Genomic DNA, 20,115 nt, shown 5'->3' with positions numbered 1-20,115 from the left:
TGTAGGGAAAACGAAACGCTGATTATGCCGCGAGCGCGGCGCTTCTGTCGCGGATCAGCGGCCGGCGCGGCGCAGCGCGACCTCGCCGAGCACCGCGAAATCCTGGTCGCCGCCGCCGTGCGCGAGCGCGTCGAGCAGGCTGTCGCGCACGACGCTCGCCACCGGCAGCGGCACCGACGTCGCGTCGCCGGCCTCCAGCGCGAGGCGAACATCCTTCAGCCCGAGGCGCGCCTTGAAGCGCGCAGGCTCGTAGCGCCGCTCGGCGATCATCGCGCCGTAGCCTTCGTAGACCGGCCCCGGAAACACGCTGCTGGTGATCACGTCGAGGAAGTCGCGCATCGCGACGCCATGCGCGCCCAGCAGCGCCGACGCCTCGCCGAGCGTCTCGATCGCCGACGCGAGCGTGAAGTTCGCCGCGATCTTCGCGACGTTCGCGTGCTGCGGCAGCGAACCGAACCGCCAGGTCTTCTGGCCGATCGCGTCGAACAGCGGCTGCACACGGTCGATCGCCTCGGCCGGGCCGCCCGCCATGATCGTCAGGCGCGCGGCCGCCGCGACGTCGGGCCGCCCCATCACCGGCGCGGCGACGTAGTCGATGCCGCGCGACGCATGCGCGTGCGCGAGCGATTCGGCGAGTGCGACCGATACCGTCGCCATGTTCACGTGGATCAGCCCGCGCGGCGCCTGCGCGAGCAGCGCATCGTCGAACACGGCACGCGCGGCCGCGTCGTCGCCGAGCATCGAGAACACCGCGTCGCCGCGAAACGCGTCGGCCGGCGTGTCGACGATCTGCGCACCGAACGCCGCGAGCGGCTCGGCACGTTCGCGCGAGCGGTTCCAGACCCGCACCGTGTGGCCCGCCTTCAGCAGGTTCGTCGCGATCGCCTGCCCCATTTCGCCCAGCCCGATAAACCCGAGATCCATTGCCCGCTCCTTCGCTCCGTGAAGCCGCGAGTTAAACACAGATGCCGGCCGCCTGCAGCGCCTGCCGCCGGGCGCCGCCCGGCGAACGCGACGCCTGAAAAAAACAAAACCCCGCATGCCGAAACATGCGGGGTTTCGCGACTCGCGGCCGGCAGCGCCGGCCCCGGGGCGAAGCGCTTAGTTTGCTGCGCCCGAGTCGTTCGTGCCGGCTGCCGAAGCGGCAGCGGCCTTCGCCTTGCCCTTGGCCGAACCGTGGTGCTTCAGCGCGTGCTTCGGCTTGCTGTGATCCTTCTTGGCCGGTGCCGGAGCGGCGGCCGACGTGTCCGCTGCCGGCGCGGACGCCTGTGCGAATACCGAAACCGATGCGAGAGCGAATGCTGCGGCGATGATCGAAGCGAGCGTCTTCTTCATTGTTCTTCCTTTAGCGGAGAAAAAATCAAACGTACCGGTAAGTAAAGATGCGAGGCATTCGCACCGGAGCCCCAGGCCGCAAGGCCGACTTTCGCCGATCCGTCGCGACAAAACCTGACGCACTGGTTCCATAACGCGCCGGCTTCGCGGCAAGTTGACACGTTGCTTGCGTCCTCGGGTTTCCCCGAGGGCGAGCGTGCGTTCCGGTCCCGGCGGCCGCGGCGGCGGCACGGCAAACCGGCTCGCGCGCCATCGGGGCGGCGCTTATACTGGCGTCCATCCGTCCCCTCCCCGGAACCGGATCGCGGCCGGTCGCCAGACCGCCGCCGTCGCGAGGCGCTCAAATTGCCCGATCACAATCTGGACAAACTGAAAATCGACCGGCGTCCGACCGCACCGGCACCCCGCCGGCGCCGGTGGGTCCGCTATGCCGCCGCCGCCGCGATCCTCGTCGTCGCGATCGTCGCCGGCCTCGCGCTCACCGGCCGGCCGACCGTCGACACGACGTCCGTCACGTCCGCCTATCCGTACCAGAACGACACGCAGCTCAATGCGACCGGCTACGTCGTGCCGCAGCGCAAGGCCGCGGTCGCGTCGAAGGGCCAGGGGCGCGTCGAATGGCTCGGCGTGCTCGAAGGCACACGCGTCAAGAAGGACGAGATCATCGCGCGCCTGGAAAGCCGCGACGTCGAGGCATCGCTGTTGCAGGCGCGCGCGCAGGTGAAGGTGGCACGCGCGAACCTCGGGGTCGAACAGGCCGAGCTGAAGGATGCCGGGATCGCGCTGCGCCGCACGGCCGCGCTCGCGCCGCGCGGCGCCGTGCCGGCCGCGCAGCTCGACACCGACACGGCCCGCCTGAACAAGGCGCGCGCGTCGGTCAGCAGCGACGAGGCCGCGATCGCGTCGGCCGAAGCGAACGCGCAGGCCGCACAGGTCGCGGTCGACCAGACGGTGATCCGCGCGCCGTTCGACGGCATCGTGCTCGCGAAGCATGCGAACGTCGGCGACAACATCACGCCGTTCTCGTCCGCGTCGGACAGCAAGGGGGCGGTCGTGACGATCGCCGACATGGACACGCTCGAGGTCGAGGCCGACGTCGCCGAATCGAACATCGCGCAGATCCGCGCCGAGCAGCCGTGCGAGATCCAGCTCGACGCGCTGCCCGACATGCGCTTCGCGGGCCGCGTGTCGCGCATCGTGCCGACCGTCGACCGCTCGAAGGCGACCGTGCTCGTGAAGATCCGCTTCGTCGACCGCGACGAGCGCGTGCTGCCCGACATGAGCGCGAAGATCGCGTTCCTGTCGAAACCCGTGACGCCGCAGGACCGGCAGCCCGTGACGGCCGTGCAGGCGAGCGCGGTCGTCGAGCGCGACGGACGGCCGGTCGTGTTCGTCGTGAAGGACGACGCCGTGCACGCGGCAGCCGTGACGCGCGGCATGCGGATCGGCGAGCTGGTGGCGATCCGCGGCGTGAAACCCGGCGACACCGTCGTGCTCGCACCGGGCGCGAAGCTGAAGGACGGCGCGAAAGTGACCGTCGCGAAGAAGTGACGCGCGCGTGAACGACGCACCGCCGCCCCTCGTCGAGATCAGCCACGTCGCGAAGTCGTACCGGCGCGGCAACCAGATCGTGCCCGTGCTGACCGACATCACGCTCGACATCGGCGAAGGCGATTTCGTCGCGCTGATGGGGCCGTCGGGCTCCGGCAAGAGCACGCTGTTGAACCTCGTGGCCGGTATCGACCGGCCCGACAGCGGCGAGCTGCGCGTGGGCGGCCTCGACATCTCGCAGCTCGCCGAGGCGCAGCTCGCCGAATGGCGCGCGGCCAACGTCGGCTTCATCTTCCAGTTCTACAACCTGATGCCCGTGCTCACCGCGTTCGAGAACGTCGAGCTGCCGCTGATGCTCACGCACCTGTCGCGCCGCGAGCGGCGCGAGCGCGTCGAGCTCGTGCTCGACATGGTGAACCTCGGCGACCGGACGAGCCATTACCCGTCCGAGCTGTCGGGCGGCCAGCAGCAGCGCGTCGCGATCGCGCGCGCGCTGATCACCGACCCCGTGCTGATCGTCGCCGACGAGCCGACCGGCGACCTCGACCGCGCGTCGGCCACCGACGTGCTCGCGATGCTGCAGCGGATGAACGCCGAGCTCGGCAAGACGATCATCATGGTGACGCACGATGCGCACGCGGCCGGCGCCGCGCAGTCGCTCGTGCATCTGGAAAAAGGGGAATTGATCGATGGGCACGCCGGCTGACCGGCGGCGGGAGCACGCGCGATGTACGTGCTGAAGCTGATCGCACGCAACGCGCTTCGGCACCGGCTGCGCACGCTGCTGACCGTGCTCGGGCTGACCATCGCCGTGCTCGCGTTCGGGCTGCTGCACACCGTGATCGACGCGTGGTACGCGGGCGCGGCCGCCGCGTCCAGCGGGCGGCTCGTCACGCGCAACGCGATCTCGCTGGTGTTTCCGCTGCCCGTCAGCTACGAGAACCGGATCCGCGGCGTCGACGGCGTGACGGCGGTGGTCCGCTCGAACTGGTTCGGCGGCATCTACCGCGACCCGAAGAACTTCTTCGCGAGCTTCGCGGTGTCGGACAACTATCTCGACCTGTATCCGGAATTCGTCATTCCGGCCCAGCAGCGCGCCGACTACAACCGCGACCGCCGCGGCTGCCTCGTCGGCCGCCAGCTCGCGCAACAGTTCGGCTTCAAGATCGGCGACGTGATCCCGCTCAAGGGCACGATCTATCCCGGCACGTGGGATTTCGTCGTGCGCGGGATCCTCGACGGCCGCGACGACTCGACGATCACGCGCCAGATGGTGTTCCACTGGGACTACCTGAACGAGACGGTGCGCAAGCGCACGCCGAAGCAGGCCGACCAGGTCGGCGTGTTCGTGCTCGGTGTCGCGAACCCCGACGACGGCGCATCGATCGCGCGCAACGTCGACGCGGTGTTCAAGAATTCGCTCGCCGAAACGCTGACCGAGACCGAGCAGGCGTTCCAGCTCGGTTTCGTCGCGATGTCGAACCAGATCATCGCGGCGATCCGTGTCGTGTCTTATGTCGTCATCCTGATCATCATGGCCGTGATGGCGAACGCGATGGCGATGAGCGCGCGCGAGCGCACGTCCGAATATGCGACGCTGAAGGCGCTCGGCTTCGGCCCCGGCTTCCTCGCGCTGATCGTGTTCGGCGAATCGGTGGTGATCGCGGTGGCGGGCGGCGGGATCGGGATCCTCGCGACGTCGCCCGCCGCGAGCCTGTTCAAGCAGGCGGCCGGCAGCATCTTCCCGGTGTTCAAGGTCTCGACCGAGACGGTCGTGCTGCAGGCCGCGTGCTCGGTCGCAGTCGGCTTTGCGGCCGCGATCGTGCCGGCGTGGCAGGCCGCGCGCGTACGCGTCGTCGAAGGCCTGCGGGCGATCGGGTAGGCCCATGGCGATCCCGCTCACCTACATCGCGCGCAACCTGTGGACCCGGCGGCTCACCACCGTGCTCACCGCCGGCGGCATGGCGCTCGTGATCTTCGTGTTCGCGACGGTGCAGATGCTCGACGCGGGGCTCACGCAGACGCTCGTGTCGACCGGCGAACCCGACAACGTGGTGGTGATCCGCAAGGGCGCCGAAACCGAGATCCAGAGTTCGATCGACCACCAGCAGGCCAACGCGCTCGAGATGCACCCGGCCGTCGCGCTCGGCCCCGACGGCCGCCCGCTCGTGTCGAGGGAAGCCGTCGTGCTGATCTCGCTCGTGAAGACGTCGACCGGCAGGCCGTCGAACGTCGTGATCCGCGGCGTGTCGCCGGCCGGGCTCGCGCTGCGCCCGCACGTGAAGCTCGTGGCCGGCCGGATGTTCGCGCCCGGCTCGTCGGAGATCATCGTCGGCAGTGCGATCGCGAAAGGCTTCAGCGGCACGCAGCTCGGCGACAGCCTGCATTTCGCGCAGCGCGACTGGACCGTCGTCGGCATCTTCGACGCGGGCGGCAGCGGCTTCGATTCGGAAATCTGGGGCGACGTCGACCAGCTGATGCAATCGTTCCGGCGCACCAGCTATTCGTCGATGGTGCTGCGCATCCCGAGCGCCGACGGCTTCGCGCGCTTCAAGGCCGACATCGACGTCGATCCGCGGCTGACCGACGAGGCGAAGCGCGAACAGACCTTCTACGGCGACCAGTCGAAGGCGCTGTCGACGTTCATCAACATCCTCGGCATCACGCTGTCGACGATCTTCTCGATCGCCGCGATGATCGGCGCGATGATCACGATGTATGCGTCGGTCGCGAACCGCGTGGCCGAGATCGGCACGCTGCGCGCGCTCGGCTTCAAGCGCATGAACGTGCTCGCCGCGTTCCTGCTGGAAGCGCTGCTGCTCGGCTTCGTCGGCGGCGTCGCGGGGCTCGCGTGCGCGTCGCTGATGCAGTTCGCGTCGTTCTCGACGACCAACTTCCAGACCTTCTCGGACCTGTCGTTCCGTTTCGTGCTGACGCCCGCGATCGTCGTGAAGACGCTGCTGTTCTCGCTCGTGATGGGGCTCGTCGGCGGGTTCCTGCCGGCGATGCGCGCCGCGCGTCTGAAGATCGTCGACGCGCTACGCGCGCGGTGACGCGCGCCGCCGCTCAGCGCTCGCGCGGCACCCACGCGCCGTGGAACCCGGCCGGCACGCGGCGCGGCAGATGCACGGTCGCGACCGGCCCCGCGTCGATCGCACGCGCATCGAGGATCACGACGTCGCTCGTATCCGTCGCCGCGCGATAGACCATCACCAGCAGCCAGCCGTCGTCCTCGTCGGTACCGCCCGGGCGCGGCACGAACACCGGCTCGCCGTTCTGGTCGCCGGCCGGCACCGCGTAGCGCGTCGTCGTGCCGCGCAGGTGGTCGAAGCGCATCACGCCGCGCATTTCCGCGTTGTTCGGCTGCTCGACCGCATACAGGTAGCGGTAGCGGCGCCCGGTCAGGCTTTCGTTGATGCGCGGCAGCTCGATGCCGCCGTCGGCGAGCGGCCCTTCGTCGATCAGCCCGTTGGCCGTGTCGATCACGTAGCGCCACAGCTCGCCCACCGGGTTGTCGGCGAAGCGGCCCGTGCGCGGGTCGAGCCGCAGGAACGACGGATAGCGCACCGCATCGAGCACGATGCACGACGCGTCGCAGTCGTACGCGTTCACGACGTGCATGATGAAGCACGGCTCGACGCCGAACCAGCGCACTTTTCCGCCGTGGCGCGGCATCACGCCGATGCGCGCGGGCCGGTCGTCGTGCCAGCGCAGCGGCATCCGGTGGCCCAGCTTCGGCAGCGCGAAGTCGTAGCCGACATTCAGGTCGAACAGCAGGCTGCGGGTTTCGGTGATCGCGAAGTCGTGCATCATCGACGGCGCGCCCAGGTCGATCTCGAGGTCGACGCGCGGCACGCCCTGCGCATCGGCGACGCCGTAACGCAGCCACGGCGCACGCCAGTCCGCGCGAAACGCGATCAGCTCGCCCGTCACCGGATCGACCTTCGGATGCGCGGTCATCCCGCCACCCAGGCCCGCGTGCCGCGCCGGCACGCCGAGCGAATCGAGCCCGGCCGTGATCGCGAACGGCGCACCGCCCTCCGACAGCGCGAGCAATTCACCCGCATGCCGCAGCACGCTCACGTTCGGATTGGTGTCGGGCAGATGCGGCGCCTGCCCGGGCGCATGCACGGCGGCCCAGCGCTGCGTGCGCGCCCAGCGGTTCCGGTAGCCGGCCACGCGGCCGTCGTCGAACGCGATCGCGTGCAGCATCGCGGCTTCCGGCCACCACGACAGCATGTCGTTGCCTTCGAAGCGGCCACCCGGCGGATTCGGGCCGTTGCGCAGCAACGTGCCGTCGAGCTCGCGCGGAAGGGTGCCGCTCACGCGCAGGTCGACGATGTCGACTTCGTCGGCGACCGGCGCGATCGCGCCGCGATTCAGATCGAATACGGTCATCGCATCGGCTCCGTCAGCAGTCTTCGGTGGACGGCGGCAGGTCGCCGCGCGCCAGCGCGAGCGCATGGTCGCGCACGTCGTCCGGCCAGCCGGCGACCAGCCCGGCCAGCCGCGCCGGATCGTTCGCATACAGCGCCCGTGCAGCTTCCTCGAAACCGGGCAGGTCGCCCGCCATCGCCGACATGAAGTGGTAGGCACGGGTTTGCGCGTCGCGGTGCCGGTTGGCTGCCGCCTGCGTGCGCCGCGCGTCCTCGACGAGCTTGCGCAGCGCGACCGACGCGCCGCCCGGCTGCGCGCCGAGCCATTCCCAGTGACGCGGGAGCAGCGTGACCTCGCGCGACACGACGCCGAGCTTCGGCCGGCCGCGGCCGCGCTGTTCGCCGGCGCCGGCCGCCTCGCCGGCGACTGCGGACGCGTCGGCCGACGGCGGCGCATAGCGCGCACGGATATCGTCCGCCGTGCCGCGCAGGTCGAGGTCGATCGAGCGGCCCGTCGCATCGTCGAAGATCAGGATCGTGCCGGCCATCGCGTCGCCGGCAGCCTGCCGGACCGCGAGCGCAACCGCCGCGAGCGGGCCCGACGCGAGCCGCCGGTGGCCGTCGAAGGCCGTGTACGAAGGAAGAAACGTGGAAGTCGTCATCGTGGTCGCCCGCGGGCAGAAATCGGAATGACGCTATTTTTATCCGGGTATTAATTGGATGTCAATATTATCCGGGTAAAAATATTGTGCACGGACTCCGCCTTCGGGCAACCGCAATGCCGGTCAGATCGCTCGGGCCGGAACCGCGATGCCGCGCGCGCTTGCCAGCGCGTCGTCGAGCGACACATGCCCTTCGAACGCCAGCGACGCCGGCAGCGGCAGCTCTTTCTCGATCGCGTGCGCGAACGCCACGCCCGCATCGTCGGCGAGCCGCGCGCGCAGCGCGGCGATGCGCGGGAACGCATCGCGCTCGAACACCGCGTGATAGTCGGCCCAGCGGGCGATCCCGGAGAAGTAGGCATCGGCCAGCGTGCGCCGCGCGCCCAGCAGCCACGGGCCTTCGCCGTGCTCGAGCAGCGCCTCGAGCTGCCGGTGCGCCTTCAGCACCTTGCCGCGGCCGTACGCCTGCAGCGCCGCCTTCTCGGCACCGTCGGTATCGTGTTCGTACACGTACCAGAGCGCGCCGAACGCATTGAAGAACGTCGTGTTCAGCCACGCCAGCATCCGGTTCAGCCGGTCGAAATCCGCGCTGCCCTGGCGAAACGCAAGGCCGCTGTCGAGCGCCTGCGCGCCGATGTGGCCGAGGATCGCGAGGCTTTCGGTCAGTACGTCGCCGTTCGCGGTGACGAACGCCGGCGTCTCGGCGACGGGGTTCAGCGCGAGGTACGCGTCGCTCGTCGCGACGCTCGGCATCGGGATGCGCGACAGCCGGTACGGGTGACCGATCCATTCGAGCGCAACGATCGAGCCGAACGAGCAGCCAGCGGGAATGCCGTAGAGAAGGATGGGGGACATCGGAGGATTCCGCAGAAGTTGAACGAGCGATCATGCTCCCATGGCGAACGATGGCGCAGTAGCCGCTAGAATTGAAACCCGTCGTTTCTTCACGTGGACGCTGAAAGTGAACCTGAACGATCTCTACCTGTTCGTGCAAGCAGTCGACGCCGGCAGCATGTCGGCGGCCGCGCGCCGGCTCGGCCTGCCGAAATCGACGGTCAGCAAGCGCGTTGCCGAGCTCGAGCGCACGCTCGGCGCGCGACTCGTGCATCGCACGTCGCGCAGCTTCCGGCTCACACCGGTCGGCGCCGAATTCTTCGAGCATGCGCGCGCGGCCGTGATCGAGGCCGACAGCGCGCGCGACGCCGTGCTGCGGCAGGCCGCCGAACCGGTCGGCATCGTACGGATCACGAGCTCGGTGCCGGTCGCACAGCATATCCTCGCGCCCTGCCTGCCGGCGCTGGCGCTCGCGCACCCGAAGCTGCTGCTGCAGATTCATGCGAGCGACCGCCTCGTCGACATCGCGCAGGAAGGCTTCGACATCGCGGTGCGCAGCCATTTCGCGCCGTTGCCCGACTCCGCGCTGGTGCAACGGCCGCTCGCGGCATCGCCGATCATCGCCGTGGCGTCGCCGGCCTATCTCGCGCGTGCCGGCGTACTGGACACGCCCGCCGATCTCGCGCGACACGACGGGCTCCACCCGGGCCAGCAGCCGTGGCGGCTGCAGCGCGGCGGCGACACCGTCGACGTGGCGCCGCACATCCGCCTGCAGGCCGATGAATCGACGCTGCTGCTGCAGGCCGCGACGGCCGGGCTCGGCATCGCCTGTCTGCCCGACTGGATCGCCGGCGCCGCGCTCGCATCCGGGGCGCTCGTGCGCGTGCTGCCCGGCTGGCACGCCGGCACCGTCACGACGACGCTGCTGATGCCGCATCGGCGCGGCCAGTTGCCCGGCGTGCGCGCCGCCGTCGAGTTTCTCGTGCAGCACGTGGCACGCCATCACGGCGCCGGCGCGAACGACGCGCGGGCCTGACCGATCGACGCATCGATCGATTCAAATGCTGAATCGATCAAGTCAGCAATTGGCATGAAAGCGCAAATTTCGACATGACAGAATGGCCCGGACGCCCCGCCTGCATCGGCGTCCGGTGCCCGCCCTCGAACCGGCGGCGCCCGCACCCATCACGCGCGCACCGACGCGCGTGCCGCACGAGGGCGCCTTCCGCCCTTCGGAGGAGACAAGTCATGAATCCGCTTCAAGCGCTGCCCGCCTCCGCGTCGGCGACGGCCCGCCGCACCCGCGTGCGCTGGCTCGTGCTCGCCGTGCTGTTCGCGGTCACGACGATCAATTACGCGGATCGCGCGGCGATCGCGATCGCGGGCCCGGCCCTCGCCCGCTCGCTGCACCTGAACCATGTGCAGATCGGCTTCATCTTCTCGGCGTTCGGCTGGTCGTACGTGGTCGCGCAGTTGCCGGGCGGCTGGCTGCTCGACCGCTTCGGATCGCGCGTTGTCTACGCATTCAGCATCTTCTTCTGGTCGCTGTTCACGCTGCTGCAGGGCACGATTGGTTTCTTCGGCGGGGCGGCCGCATTCGCGTTGCTGTTCGGGCTGCGCTTCCTGGTCGGTGCGGCCGAGGCACCGTCGTTTCCCGCCAACAGCCGGATCGTGTCCACCTGGTTCCCGGCACCCGAGCGCGGCACGGCGTCGGCGATCTTCAACGCCGCGCAGTACGCGGCGACCGTCGTGTTCGCGCCGCTGATGGGCTGGCTCGTGCATTCGTTCGGCTGGCAGTCGGTGTTCGCGGTGATGGGCGTGCTCGGCTTCGCGTTCGTGCTGGTGTGGAACCGCACGATGTACGACCCGAAGGTGCATCCGCGCATCAACCGCGCGGAACTCGACTACCTCACCGAAGGCGGCGCGCTCGTCAACATCGACCAGGCGACCGGCGCGCGCGACGACGGCCCGTCGATGCGGCACGTGAAGGCGCTGCTGAGGAACCGGATGCTGGTCGGCGTGTACATCGCGCAGTACTGCATCAACGCGCTCACCTATTTCTTCATCACGTGGTTCCCCGTCTATCTCGTGCAGGCACGCGGGATGTCGATCCTCAACGCAGGTCTCGTCGCGTCGATCCCGGCCGTGTGCGGGTTCCTCGGCGGGATTCTCGGCGGTGTCGTGTCCGACGCGCTGCTCAAGCAGGGCCGCTCGCTGTCGGTCGCGCGCAAGGTGCCGATCGTGTTCGGGATGCTGCTGTCGATGTCGATGATAGTCTGCAACTACACCGATTCGCACGTGCTCGTCGTGCTGTTCATGGCGCTGTCGTTCTTCGGCAAGGGGCTAGGCGCGCTCGGCTGGGCCGTCAACGCCGACACCGCGCCGCGCCAGATCGCGGGGCTGAGCGGCGCGCTGCTCAACACATGCGGCAACCTCTCCAGCATCACGACGCCGATCGCGATCGGCTATATCGTCGACCGCAGCGGCTCGTTCAACGGCGCGCTCGTCTATGTCGTCGCGCACGCGCTCGTCGCCGTGATCTGCTACCTGTTCGTCGTCGGCGAGATTCGCCGCGTCGAGCTTCAATGAACGGCGCGGGCCGCGCCGGCGCGTCCGGCGGCCCGCGCGCCACCGGAACCAGGAGCGAACCGATGTCCGAACCCAGCCGCGCCGGCACGCCGCGCGTCACACGCATGCAGGTGATTCCCGTCGCCGGCCGCGACAGCATGCTGCTCAACCTGTGCGGCGCGCATGCGCCTTACTTCACGCGCAACCTCGTGATCCTCGACGACAGCAGCGGGCACACGGGTGTCGGCGAAGTGCCGGGCGGCGAAGGCATCCGCCACGCGCTCGAGCGCATGACGGATCTCGTGGTCGGGCAGTCGATCGGGCGCTATCAGGCAACGCTCAACGCAGTGCGCGCGGCGCTGTCGGGCACGGGTGCGGGCGCGGGCCGCACGATCCGGCACGAAGTGACGTCGGCCGGTGAGGCGGCGGTGCTGCGCCAGCCGCACGAGATCAACCTGCGGCTCGACAACGTGATCACCGCGATCGAGGCCGCGCTGCTCGATCTGCTCGGCCAGCACCTCGACGTGCCGGTCGCGGCGCTGCTCGGCGAAGGCCAGCAGCGCGACGCGGTGCCGATGCTCGCGTACCTGTTCTACATCGGCGACCGGCGCCGCACCGACCTGCCGTATCGCGACGAGACGCACGCAACGGACGCGTGGTTCCGGCTGCGCAACGAAGCGGCGCTCACGCCGGCCGACATCGCGCGGCAGGCCGAAGCCGCGGTCGAACGCTACGGGTTCGCCGATTTCAAGCTGAAGGGCGGCGTGATGGCCGGTGCGGACGAAATGGAAGCGATCGCCGCGATCAAGGCGCGCTTCCCCGATTCCCGCACGACGCTCGACCCGAACGGCGCGTGGTCGCTCGACGAGGCCGTCGCGCTATGCCGCGGGCAAGGCCACCTGCTCGCGTATGCGGAAGATCCGTGCGGGCCGGAAGGCGGCTATTCGGGCCGCGAGGTGATGGCCGAATTCCGCCGCGCGACGGGAATCCCGACCGCGACCAACATGATCGCGACCGACTGGCGGCAGATGGATCACGCGGTGCGCCTGCAGGCGGTCGACATCCCGCTCGCCGATCCGCATTTCTGGACGATGCAGGGCTCGGTGCGGCTCGCGCAGCTGTGCCGCGACTGGGGGCTCACGTGGGGCTCGCATTCGAACAACCACTTCGACGTGTCGCTCGCGATGTTCACGCATGCGGCCGCGGCCGCGCCCGGCACGATCACCGCGATCGACACGCACTGGATCTGGCAGGAAGGCGATGCCCGGCTCACGCGCGAGCCGCTCGCGATCGTCGGCGGCAAGGTGGCCGTGCCGGAACGGCCGGGGCTCGGGATCGAGATCGACATGGCGCAGGTCGCGGCCGCACATGCGCTGTACAACGAGGTGGGCGGCACCGCGCGCGATGACGCGGTCGCGATGCGCTACCTGGTGCCGGGGTGGACGTACGATCCGAAGCGGCCGAGTTTCGGGCGCGGGTGATAGGGCGGCAGGCGGCGGGCGATTGTTGCCAAACGCGGAAAACGCCCGCATCCTGCCGGCTGCCTGAACCGGCCCGCACGGCGGACGGTCGGGCGGCCCCGTCCACCCGAAGGAAAAGCGCTCGTCATGACGTCTCCCAACCCGACACCGTGGCAGATCATCGTCTTCGTCCTGTATTCGGTGCTGTGCCTGCCCGCGAGCATGACCGTTGCGGGTTATGCCGCGACCCGGATCACGCAGAACGTATCGAATTTCGAAGGCGGTGCAGGCTACGCGGCGCTCTTGTGGATCATCATCCTGACCTGCGTGTTCTACGGGCTATCGATCGCCCTCTTCGCGCTGCTGCGCAAGAGGATCGCGATTCTCGCGGCCATCACGGTGGCGTTCGCCGTGTTGTCGGTGCCGGCGATCAGGTTGATCTACGAGTTGGCGACCTGATCGCGGGCTGTCGTCGCAATACGCTGGTGGGCACCCAACCGCACGCGCCATGACTTCGCTGTTCGCCGCGCCGGTTTCCACACGGCCGCCATGGCTGTGCACGTCACCTACCCGAATGATGCCGCGCATGCATGCTCCTCAGTACGAGTAACCCTGGATGCCGTAGTTCGTGTCGTGGCGACGCCCCCACCACGGAAGATAAGCGTTGTTCTCGCCACGTGCGCGGAACCAGTCGCCGTCCGGGTTGACCGGCGTGAGCTTCGACGGCGGCAGCACGACGACGGCAGTCGGGTGGGCAGCGTCCGTCGTACCGGCGACCAGCGCATTGCCGCCGAAGTGGTTGATCCGGCCGATCGCGAGTGCAACGTCCGTCAGCGCCGTGCCCGCGCCCATGTCGCCGAGCAGCGCTGGCGTGTTGAAAACCTGCTTCGTATAGTCGAATTCCGGCAGCGTTTCCGTGAGCGTCTGCGACAGCGAGGCCAGCCGCGCTGATGCGGTGTCGCTGCCCTTGCCTGCGTCATGCACGATGAACTGGATGCTTGCCGGGTCGACGTTTGCATTGTGAGCTGCCTGCGCAATCGTCGCCTTCCATGCCTGGACCGCGCGCGTCGTGCCCGCCTTCGCCTCGTAGTCACTCACCTTGCCCGTTGCCGCCTTGCCGATCCAGGCAAGCGGCTCGCGCTCGGTCTTCAGATCCGGACCGGCCAGAAACAGCACGGCGAGGTTCTCATTCATCTGCTCGTCTTTGGGCGGAAAGCTCGGGGCGTCCCAGTTCATTACCCATACGCTTTCCTGCGGATGCGCCTGCAGATAGTCGAGTGCGGCGTTCAGCGACGTAAAGCCAGCGTTGGCACCGCCGACGTGGGTCTGGATGTCCGGCGGCGTATCCTTGCTCCACAGGTCGGGGAAAGATTTGCTTCCAATTGAAAAAGCCGTGATTATTTCATCGCTAAGGTGCGCGCGAGCTTCTTTCGGAGAAAGCCGTGCGGGGATCGCAAACTCGATCCTGACTCCCGCCAACTCCCGCCAGTGCTTCTTATCAGATGGCTGGACTGTATAAAAATAATGCCCATTCATCGCATATTTGTCATGAAGCAACCCAATAAACGTATCAATGTATTTCTCATAGAATCCATCGAAACTCTCCCGGCCGTTGTTGCCATCCGCGACAATCGCAACAGGCTTAACCGAAGAAAAATTCTTTGGATCCGTTCTAACCATATCGTCATTCTTGTTCGGCTTGACTAGCCCCATGGTCCACAACAGTTGCCATTCCGTCGGATAGTCACGGCGCTGCAGGGGATTGAGCCATTCCAGTCCCACGACCTGAGCGAGAAATGATTTCTCATGGACCGGCATCGACGGTGCAGGCGTAAAAGTGGGCTGCGCAGCTTCCGCAGTTGACGCTGACCACGCGGATGCAAAAGCGAAAACTGCAACTCCCGCCAATGCCGGCAATCCGATCCATCGAGTCATTTCCTCTCCCATACTTCGCGTCTGCGTGCCGTGATTGAATGCTTCAACCGCAACGATACTAATAACAAATAATGCACCAAGCAATGCCAACGCCAAACGACGTGACCGGGAAGTAAATAGTGATCTCATACCCCCCTCCCGATACCAAGTATCGCGCTGCCCTGGCGTGTATCATCTATTGAATCTGGCAGCGTCGCCTCCTGATCTGTTACAACCCAATCAACAAGCGACTCTTTTTTCATCGTACCCAATTCAAAATACTCAGAATAATCTTTATTGGGATTACCTTTTTCCAATTGTTTGCCAAATCGCCAATCAGCCTCGATCCTGAAATCGTTCAACTGTTGCTGGGAGATTCGACAGATGCCGATCGCGACATCGTAAGTCAGTGCCAACCTGGCATGCTTCGGATTGGTCATGATCGTCGAATGGTTCGTCGGGTTATTCACCGCCGCATCGAGGATGTGCACAACCTGCTTGTTATGCCACTTCTGATACCCGTCGGGCACTTGCGCGTTGGGACCAGTCTCTCCGACGACCACACCGTCCTTGACCCAGTCCGGATCATTGTCATGACGTGCCGCCATGCGCGCGATTGCACGATCCTCGTAGCGTTGCGACGCCTCGCTGTCCGCATCGCCCTTGGGTGCCATCTCGGCCGCATGCTTGCCTTTGGCTTTATACGTGTCGTACGGATCAGTCGTATTGATGCTGGTTTTGCCCTTGTTACGCGCAGCCGCCACCGGATCGTTGTCCTCGTTGAAATCACTTTCCGCATTGCCATCCTTCACGCGCACGACCGCCCCATAGCGAATCGCCTGCGGGAAGAACGGTTCCGGCAGACCAGGGGCATCACAAATCACGTGCCAGCCCTTCTGCGTCTTGCCGCATTTCTTTGGCGGCTCGGCATTGACGCGCATCATTCCGAACGCCGATGTCGCCATCGTTACGATATACAGCACGGGGGCAAACGCTATGGTGCCGACTTTACCGTACCAGTTCGGGTTGCCCCGCAGTGCCTTGACCAGGTTGTATTTAGCCGGGGGCGACGTCGGAAAAAAGAACAGGTCCGACGAGCCCTTGCCATAACGCCAATCGTCCTTCCACGTGTCGTAGGTCACGGGCTCCGCCTGACCGACCTGAAAATTGGTTGCAAAGACACGTTGCGTGAAAAGGCTCGAACCCTTGACAAGTTCAACCTCGTCCGGATGCAATCCTCGCCAGCCCATGCCCTGGACCGGAGCGGCGGAAATCACCTGGTCATGCGGGCATGAATACAGCGTGACGCGACCGTAGGTGTGGTTCTGAACCCCGTACTGTTTCCGGTCATTGTCCGGATCGTAAGCAGGCTTGCCGTCTTCGCCGGGCTTCATGTTTGCCATCGTCATCCGGATATCGAGCGGGTCGCGCTTGTCCTCGGCATCCTTGCTCTGCGCAATCAGTTCGAAGAAAGCTTTCAGGGTCTTCGCCCGCGCCTGCGATTCCACGCGCCCACGGTTGCCCTGCGCGTCCTTGTCGTTGCGTTCGGTCCAGTCTTCCATAAAAGGCGAGTTGTCGCCTTCGATAGATCCGACGATCCCGTAGGGCGGATTGGCCAGCACATAAGTGTCGGCCACGCACCTCACGCCCGCATCCTCCGACAGCCGGTCCCCGAGGAACGCGGCGGCAATGCCGACCATGTTCCCCTGGCTATGACACACCACCGTGATGGGCACGTCCTTCTGTACCTTGCGGATGGAGCCGATGAGTTTTGCGAGACGCAACGCGCCCATTACGTTGTACACGCGCGGTGGCGTCTCGAAGAGCGGACGTTGTGTCGGATTGAGCCCCTGCACATTGATGAAGCCAAAGATCCGTGGATCGACACCAGCATTCCACAAATCCGGCAGGCTACCGCAGCCGTTCGCGAAAGGTCCGCCACCCCAGTAATTCTGTTCGTTCAGGAAGATCGATTCGCCGTAGCGTTTCAGTTCTGCTGCATTGGCTCTGTAGCCCCAACGGAAATGAATGACCGGCGAATAAGTGTTTGCGTCCGGCTGGAGATAGCTCTTCGACGTAAGCTTCGGGTTGATGAAGCCATCATCGGTCAGGCTCTTCATGTAGCGCATCGGACCCATCTGGCCGCCTTGCGGCCCGCAATGTGTCAAATACTCGTCCTCGCGTCCAAGCCGCTTGTTCAACCCTTCGCACAGACCTTCTTCACCGGGCCCGAACCACTCCCCCTCCGAGTTGACCCCGTGCACGAAAATCACGATGCCCGGCAACGGCATCTGCATGACGCACAGATAGTCCGATTGATTGAGCGTCATCACACCGTTGCCGTTTGCGACCAGGTAGCGATTCTGCGAATCGTCACCGCCAGCCGACGACGTCCCGCCTGCGGGCACTCGCGGATCGAGACCGCCACCGTCGCTCGCTGCGGCTTGCGTTGACGAGTTGTTTTCAGACGCAACCGGCTGAGCCGGTGCAGTATCGGCTGTTTCTGCCATAGTTATTTTTATCCCCGGTCAGATCTTGTTCTTGAAGAAATTCACGACGAACGGTTCGAACTGGTTGCTCTGGAGGGGAGCAAGCTTGCCCGCGGCATCGGACTGCCCCTTGATCACTTCGCCGGACGCTTTCGTGATTTCCGCCTGCACGCCCTCCACTGCCTGGCCGTCGGTCGCCCGCACGAGCTTCGGCACGCGCCCAAGCGGCGCATGATCGAACTTCGGCATGTCCGTGCTCATGCTCGCCGGCCCCTGCCACGTATGCCCCGCGGACTTCACCGTGAACGTGCCCGGGCACCCCAGCTCGATATCGCTGCCGTGCAGTTTCAGGTAGGCGCCGCCAGATGTCGTGAAGACCACCTCTTCGCTCGCCATGCCCGCGAGCTTGCCGCCGGCCGCCGTGAACTGAATGTTCTTCGCGGAATCGATCTGCGTGTCGTCGTTCTGGCTCTGCAGCGTCACCTTGCCCTGATTCGCGATCGCCGATACGCCATCGCTGTGCGCAAACATCGCGACGCCGCGGCCGCCGTGCAGCGTGATGTGCTGGCCGCTGGTCAACTGGACATGTTGCTGCGCGACCTGGTCGATGTTCTCGCCGGCGTACGTCACGTGGGTCTTCGGCGTGATCGCGACCGAGCCGGCCTGCGCACCGAACGCCATCAGCGCCTGCGATCCGGCCGCATCGCCAGTGCCGGCGCCAGTGCCCGACCCGCCGCTACCGCCACCAGGCGTCCAGCCCTTGAACGCCGCGGCGACGGCCTGCTGGCCCGCCGTGTCGCTCGCCTGACCGCCATGCTGACCGGCGTAGTCGCCCAGCGACTTGAACAACTCGGTGCACTCGCCGAGCAACCGCAGCAACTCGTCGCGATCGAGCTGACCACCGCTCGCCTGCGAGCGTGCGTAGGTCGTCAGCAGAATCCCCTGCGCGGCCCGCAGCGCGGCGGCCGCGTCGGTACGCAACTCCGCGCCCTCACCGCGGTCCTGGCCCTGGCCATCCTGACGCGGCTGTGTCAAATACCCCAGATTCAGTTGAGAATGCGCATGCTCGCTCGCCAACTGACTGGAAATCTGCCCCGGCGTATCGTCGAGACGCAGCTGGTTATACCGGTTCCCCTTGATTTCCTTGGTCTTGATCCCCGACACGTAGCGGTTGCCGGGCAGGTTGCCGACGTGGGTGAAGGCCGCCGGCGGATTCACGCCGTTGCTCAGCACGTTGATGATGACCAGCCTGTCCGGATCGCCGCCGAGGCTGCCGATCAGGACTTCCATCCCGACACGCGGCAGAAAGAGCGCACCGAAGCTTCCGCCAGCGAGACTCGCCCCGACACGGATCGGCGCACTGTCGCCGGCGTTGTCGTTCGTGCCCGCGCCCTGCGCATGCGCATGATCGGCCGGATCGAGACCGTGGATCCGCACACGTACGCGGCCGTCGGCATCGCAGAACACTTCCTCGCCTTTCTGACCGACGATCGTGCCGGTCAGCAGGTGCACGGGCGGCAGGTCGATCTTCGGATCGTATGCGGGTGCGAGCGGCACGCCGCGCCGCACGCAAGTGAAATGATTCTCGTAGCGCGTGTCAGGCTCGGTCACTGCAGCAGGCTGCTGCAATGGCGACGGATAGGCCAGGTGCCGGCTCGCGGCAAACAATGCCTGCACGCGGTCGGTCAGCCCCTTCGGCAGATTGTTCCAGACGTCGTGGTCGATCGACGAGATCACGAACTCCCGCTGGTCGGAGGGCTGCATGTCCCGTTCAGGGTCGCCGGTCAGTGTGATCCATGCGCCGACGGCAAGGTCGCGCACGCTGCTCACGCCGTCGTAGCGTTCGGCCTCGAACTGATGCGCGAGCATCCGGGCACGCGTGAGGCGCTCGTGATCGTTCCACGAATCGCCCGCATGCGGGATGTCGATCGCGACATCGGTCAGCAATTGCGCCAGATCGTTGCCGGCGTCGCCCTGATTGAGGCTCGTCGCGACCATCGACTCGTCGATACGCGCTTTCTTGTAATCCCACGACGGGCGGCCGACCTGGCCCGGCGCCAGGCGCTGATGCAGCGCGAACAGCGTGACAGTGTCGCGCTCCTCGGTCGCGGCGTCGCGCGGATGCAGCCGGACCGTACCGGCCGGTGCCTGGGGCAGCGACATCGGATCGTCGCAGCACACGAGCGTATGCGCGGGCGTGTCGTCTTGGCCGTTGCCCTCGCCCTTGCCGGAGCCGGCCTTGGCGAACACCGTGATGCCTTCGCGCCGCAACAGTCGACGCACGAACTTCGCATCCGATTCGTTGACCTGGCGGGTCAGCTCGCGCGCCGGATATCGATTGCGACTCAGGCCGGACAGGTCGAATTCGAACGCCGCCGCCAGCGCCGGGCTGCGCTGACGCCATTCGGTGAACAGCGTCGAGAGGATGTCGACGACGCTGCTCTGACGGAATACGCGGGAATTCGTGCGCTTGTCCATCAACGACAGCGCATCGCACACCGTCAGTTGGTACACGCAAAGCTCGCCGTCGCTCTGGCCGATCTGCACGTCCTGGATGATCGCGTTGACGAAGTGCAGCTGCCCCCGGTCGGTGACGAGCCGGATCGAGACAGGGACGCCGAGGAACAGCCGCGGCGGCAGGTTGTGGCGGGCCGACACGCAGGTCAGATGCCCGCGAATACCGGTCATCAACCCTTCGTGCACATGCGCGTGCTGCAGCGCAAGCAAGTGCCCCAGTGCGTCTTGCGCCTTGCCGAAATTCAAGGCGACCGGCCGACGGTTCCAGTCGACCACCCCGGATGCAAAGCTGCTTATTGTTTCGTTTATCGACACAGCCGTTCTCTCAATATTATTGTCGACCTGTTGGCTTCGGCTTTGCGACGCGCGTCATGTCCCGGTCACACTACCGATTTGTGACAGCGAGCAT

At 66.5% G+C, this 20,115-nt stretch carries 16 protein-coding genes and 1 pseudogene; 8 read left to right on the top strand and 9 right to left on the bottom strand.

Annotated elements, in window-relative coordinates; genetic code table 11:
* Window positions 1-54: 54 nt before the first annotated feature.
* Window positions 55-1,041 carry an NAD(P)-dependent oxidoreductase gene (locus tag AC5LXK_RS01285; protein WP_493390015.1) on the bottom strand — a complete coding sequence of 329 codons (987 nt, stop codon included), beginning with the start codon at window positions 1,039-1,041 and terminating at the stop codon, window positions 55-57.
* A gap of 60 nt (window positions 1,042-1,101) precedes the next feature.
* A complete protein-coding gene (locus AC5LXK_RS01280; RefSeq protein ID WP_493390014.1) occupies window positions 1,102-1,335 on the bottom strand; it encodes a hypothetical protein in 234 nt (77 codons plus the stop codon).
* 345 nt (window positions 1,336-1,680) lie between these two features.
* Here AC5LXK_RS01280 and AC5LXK_RS01275 point away from each other — a divergent pair, with 345 nt between their 5' ends.
* Genes AC5LXK_RS01275 through AC5LXK_RS01260 form a run of 4 tightly spaced genes read left to right on the top strand, consistent with a single transcriptional unit; the run spans window position 1,681 to window position 5,939 of the window.
* Window positions 1,681-2,886 carry an efflux RND transporter periplasmic adaptor subunit gene (locus tag AC5LXK_RS01275; protein WP_493390013.1) on the top strand — a complete coding sequence of 402 codons (1,206 nt, stop codon included), beginning with the start codon at window positions 1,681-1,683 and terminating at the stop codon, window positions 2,884-2,886.
* A 7-nt stretch (window positions 2,887-2,893) separates the two neighbouring features.
* The gene (locus tag AC5LXK_RS01270; RefSeq protein WP_241301981.1) at window positions 2,894-3,592 is read left to right on the top strand and encodes an ABC transporter ATP-binding protein; all 699 of its coding nucleotides are present in this window, start codon (window positions 2,894-2,896) and stop codon (window positions 3,590-3,592) included.
* Window positions 3,593-3,613: 21 nt separating this feature from the next.
* A complete protein-coding gene (locus tag AC5LXK_RS01265) occupies window positions 3,614-4,768 on the top strand; it encodes an ABC transporter permease (RefSeq protein WP_493390012.1) in 1,155 nt (384 codons plus the stop codon).
* Window positions 4,769-4,772: 4 nt separating this feature from the next.
* A complete protein-coding gene (locus AC5LXK_RS01260) occupies window positions 4,773-5,939 on the top strand; it encodes an ABC transporter permease (RefSeq protein WP_493390011.1) in 1,167 nt (388 codons plus the stop codon).
* A 13-nt stretch (window positions 5,940-5,952) separates the two neighbouring features.
* On the opposite strand, the gene AC5LXK_RS01255 is transcribed toward AC5LXK_RS01260, so the two are convergent.
* The 3 genes from AC5LXK_RS01255 to AC5LXK_RS01245 form a co-directional block, all read right to left on the bottom strand.
* On the bottom strand, window positions 5,953-7,284 hold the full coding sequence (locus AC5LXK_RS01255) for a carotenoid oxygenase family protein (RefSeq protein WP_493390010.1): 1,332 nt from the start codon (window positions 7,282-7,284) through the stop codon (window positions 5,953-5,955).
* Between the two features lie 13 nt (window positions 7,285-7,297).
* The gene (locus AC5LXK_RS01250) at window positions 7,298-7,924 is read right to left on the bottom strand and encodes a DUF2239 family protein (RefSeq protein ID WP_493390009.1); all 627 of its coding nucleotides are present in this window, start codon (window positions 7,922-7,924) and stop codon (window positions 7,298-7,300) included.
* A 123-nt stretch (window positions 7,925-8,047) separates the two neighbouring features.
* The gene (locus AC5LXK_RS01245) at window positions 8,048-8,779 is read right to left on the bottom strand and encodes a glutathione S-transferase family protein (RefSeq protein WP_493390008.1); all 732 of its coding nucleotides are present in this window, start codon (window positions 8,777-8,779) and stop codon (window positions 8,048-8,050) included.
* A gap of 40 nt (window positions 8,780-8,819) precedes the next feature.
* On the opposite strand from AC5LXK_RS01245, the gene AC5LXK_RS01240 reads away from it, so the two are divergent.
* The 4 genes from AC5LXK_RS01240 to AC5LXK_RS01225 all read left to right on the top strand — a co-directional run bounded on the left by AC5LXK_RS01240 (window position 8,820) and on the right by AC5LXK_RS01225 (window position 13,245).
* Window positions 8,820-9,794: a LysR family transcriptional regulator gene (locus tag AC5LXK_RS01240; protein ID WP_493390007.1), complete on the top strand. Its 975-nt coding sequence runs from the start codon at window positions 8,820-8,822 to the stop codon at window positions 9,792-9,794.
* A gap of 212 nt (window positions 9,795-10,006) precedes the next feature.
* Window positions 10,007-11,347, top strand: coding sequence for an MFS transporter (locus AC5LXK_RS01235; RefSeq protein WP_493390006.1), 1,341 nt, complete (start codon window positions 10,007-10,009; stop codon window positions 11,345-11,347).
* A gap of 62 nt (window positions 11,348-11,409) precedes the next feature.
* Window positions 11,410-12,807, top strand: coding sequence for an enolase C-terminal domain-like protein (locus AC5LXK_RS01230; protein WP_493390005.1), 1,398 nt, complete (start codon window positions 11,410-11,412; stop codon window positions 12,805-12,807).
* A gap of 126 nt (window positions 12,808-12,933) precedes the next feature.
* Window positions 12,934-13,245, top strand: a complete 312-nt coding sequence (locus AC5LXK_RS01225) for a hypothetical protein (protein WP_493390004.1) — start codon at window positions 12,934-12,936, stop codon at window positions 13,243-13,245.
* A 36-nt stretch (window positions 13,246-13,281) separates the two neighbouring features.
* On the opposite strand, the pseudogene AC5LXK_RS01220 reads toward AC5LXK_RS01225, so the two are convergent.
* From AC5LXK_RS01220 to AC5LXK_RS01205, 4 genes and pseudogenes are all read right to left on the bottom strand, one after another.
* Window positions 13,282-13,374: pseudogene (locus tag AC5LXK_RS01220) on the bottom strand (PAAR domain-containing protein); the annotation flags it as partial.
* A 9-nt stretch (window positions 13,375-13,383) separates the two neighbouring features.
* Window positions 13,384-14,850 carry a virulence factor gene (locus AC5LXK_RS01215; RefSeq protein ID WP_493390003.1) on the bottom strand — a complete coding sequence of 489 codons (1,467 nt, stop codon included), beginning with the start codon at window positions 14,848-14,850 and terminating at the stop codon, window positions 13,384-13,386.
* Window positions 14,847-17,030, bottom strand: coding sequence for a T6SS effector phospholipase Tle3 domain-containing protein (locus tag AC5LXK_RS01210; RefSeq protein WP_493391169.1), 2,184 nt, complete (start codon window positions 17,028-17,030; stop codon window positions 14,847-14,849). The genes AC5LXK_RS01215 and AC5LXK_RS01210 overlap by 4 nt, the downstream gene beginning before the upstream one ends.
* Window positions 17,031-17,228: 198 nt before the next feature.
* Window positions 17,229-20,021 (bottom strand): type VI secretion system Vgr family protein, encoded by a 2,793-nt coding sequence (locus tag AC5LXK_RS01205; protein WP_493390002.1) that lies wholly within the window; start codon window positions 20,019-20,021, stop codon window positions 17,229-17,231.
* Window positions 20,022-20,115 lie beyond the last annotated feature (94 nt).

Source organism: Burkholderia pulmonis, assembly GCF_984667975.1.
Note: the sequence above shows the minus strand (reverse complement) of the source record. Positions and strands in the feature narration are given on the sequence as shown.

Coding starts and splice junctions, on each gene's coding strand:
- AC5LXK_RS01240 (WP_493390007.1), top strand. CDS start 8,820: ATGGCGAACGATGGCGCAGTAGCCGCTAGAATTGAAACCCGTCGTTTC.
- AC5LXK_RS01255 (WP_493390010.1), bottom strand. CDS start 7,284: ATGACCGTATTCGATCTGAATCGCGGCGCGATCGCGCCGGTCGCCGAC.
- AC5LXK_RS01285 (WP_493390015.1), bottom strand. CDS start 1,041: ATGCGGGGTTTTGTTTTTTTCAGGCGTCGCGTTCGCCGGGCGGCGCCC.
- AC5LXK_RS01260 (WP_493390011.1), top strand. CDS start 4,773: ATGGCGATCCCGCTCACCTACATCGCGCGCAACCTGTGGACCCGGCGG.
- AC5LXK_RS01280 (WP_493390014.1), bottom strand. CDS start 1,335: ATGAAGAAGACGCTCGCTTCGATCATCGCCGCAGCATTCGCTCTCGCA.
- AC5LXK_RS01215 (WP_493390003.1), bottom strand. CDS start 14,850: ATGAGATCACTATTTACTTCCCGGTCACGTCGTTTGGCGTTGGCATTG.
- AC5LXK_RS01210 (WP_493391169.1), bottom strand. CDS start 17,030: ATGACGCTCAATCAATCGGACTATCTGTGCGTCATGCAGATGCCGTTG.
- AC5LXK_RS01225 (WP_493390004.1), top strand. CDS start 12,934: ATGACGTCTCCCAACCCGACACCGTGGCAGATCATCGTCTTCGTCCTG.
- AC5LXK_RS01230 (WP_493390005.1), top strand. CDS start 11,410: ATGTCCGAACCCAGCCGCGCCGGCACGCCGCGCGTCACACGCATGCAG.
- AC5LXK_RS01265 (WP_493390012.1), top strand. CDS start 3,614: ATGTACGTGCTGAAGCTGATCGCACGCAACGCGCTTCGGCACCGGCTG.
- AC5LXK_RS01250 (WP_493390009.1), bottom strand. CDS start 7,924: ATGACGACTTCCACGTTTCTTCCTTCGTACACGGCCTTCGACGGCCAC.
- AC5LXK_RS01235 (WP_493390006.1), top strand. CDS start 10,007: ATGAATCCGCTTCAAGCGCTGCCCGCCTCCGCGTCGGCGACGGCCCGC.
- AC5LXK_RS01245 (WP_493390008.1), bottom strand. CDS start 8,779: ATGTCCCCCATCCTTCTCTACGGCATTCCCGCTGGCTGCTCGTTCGGC.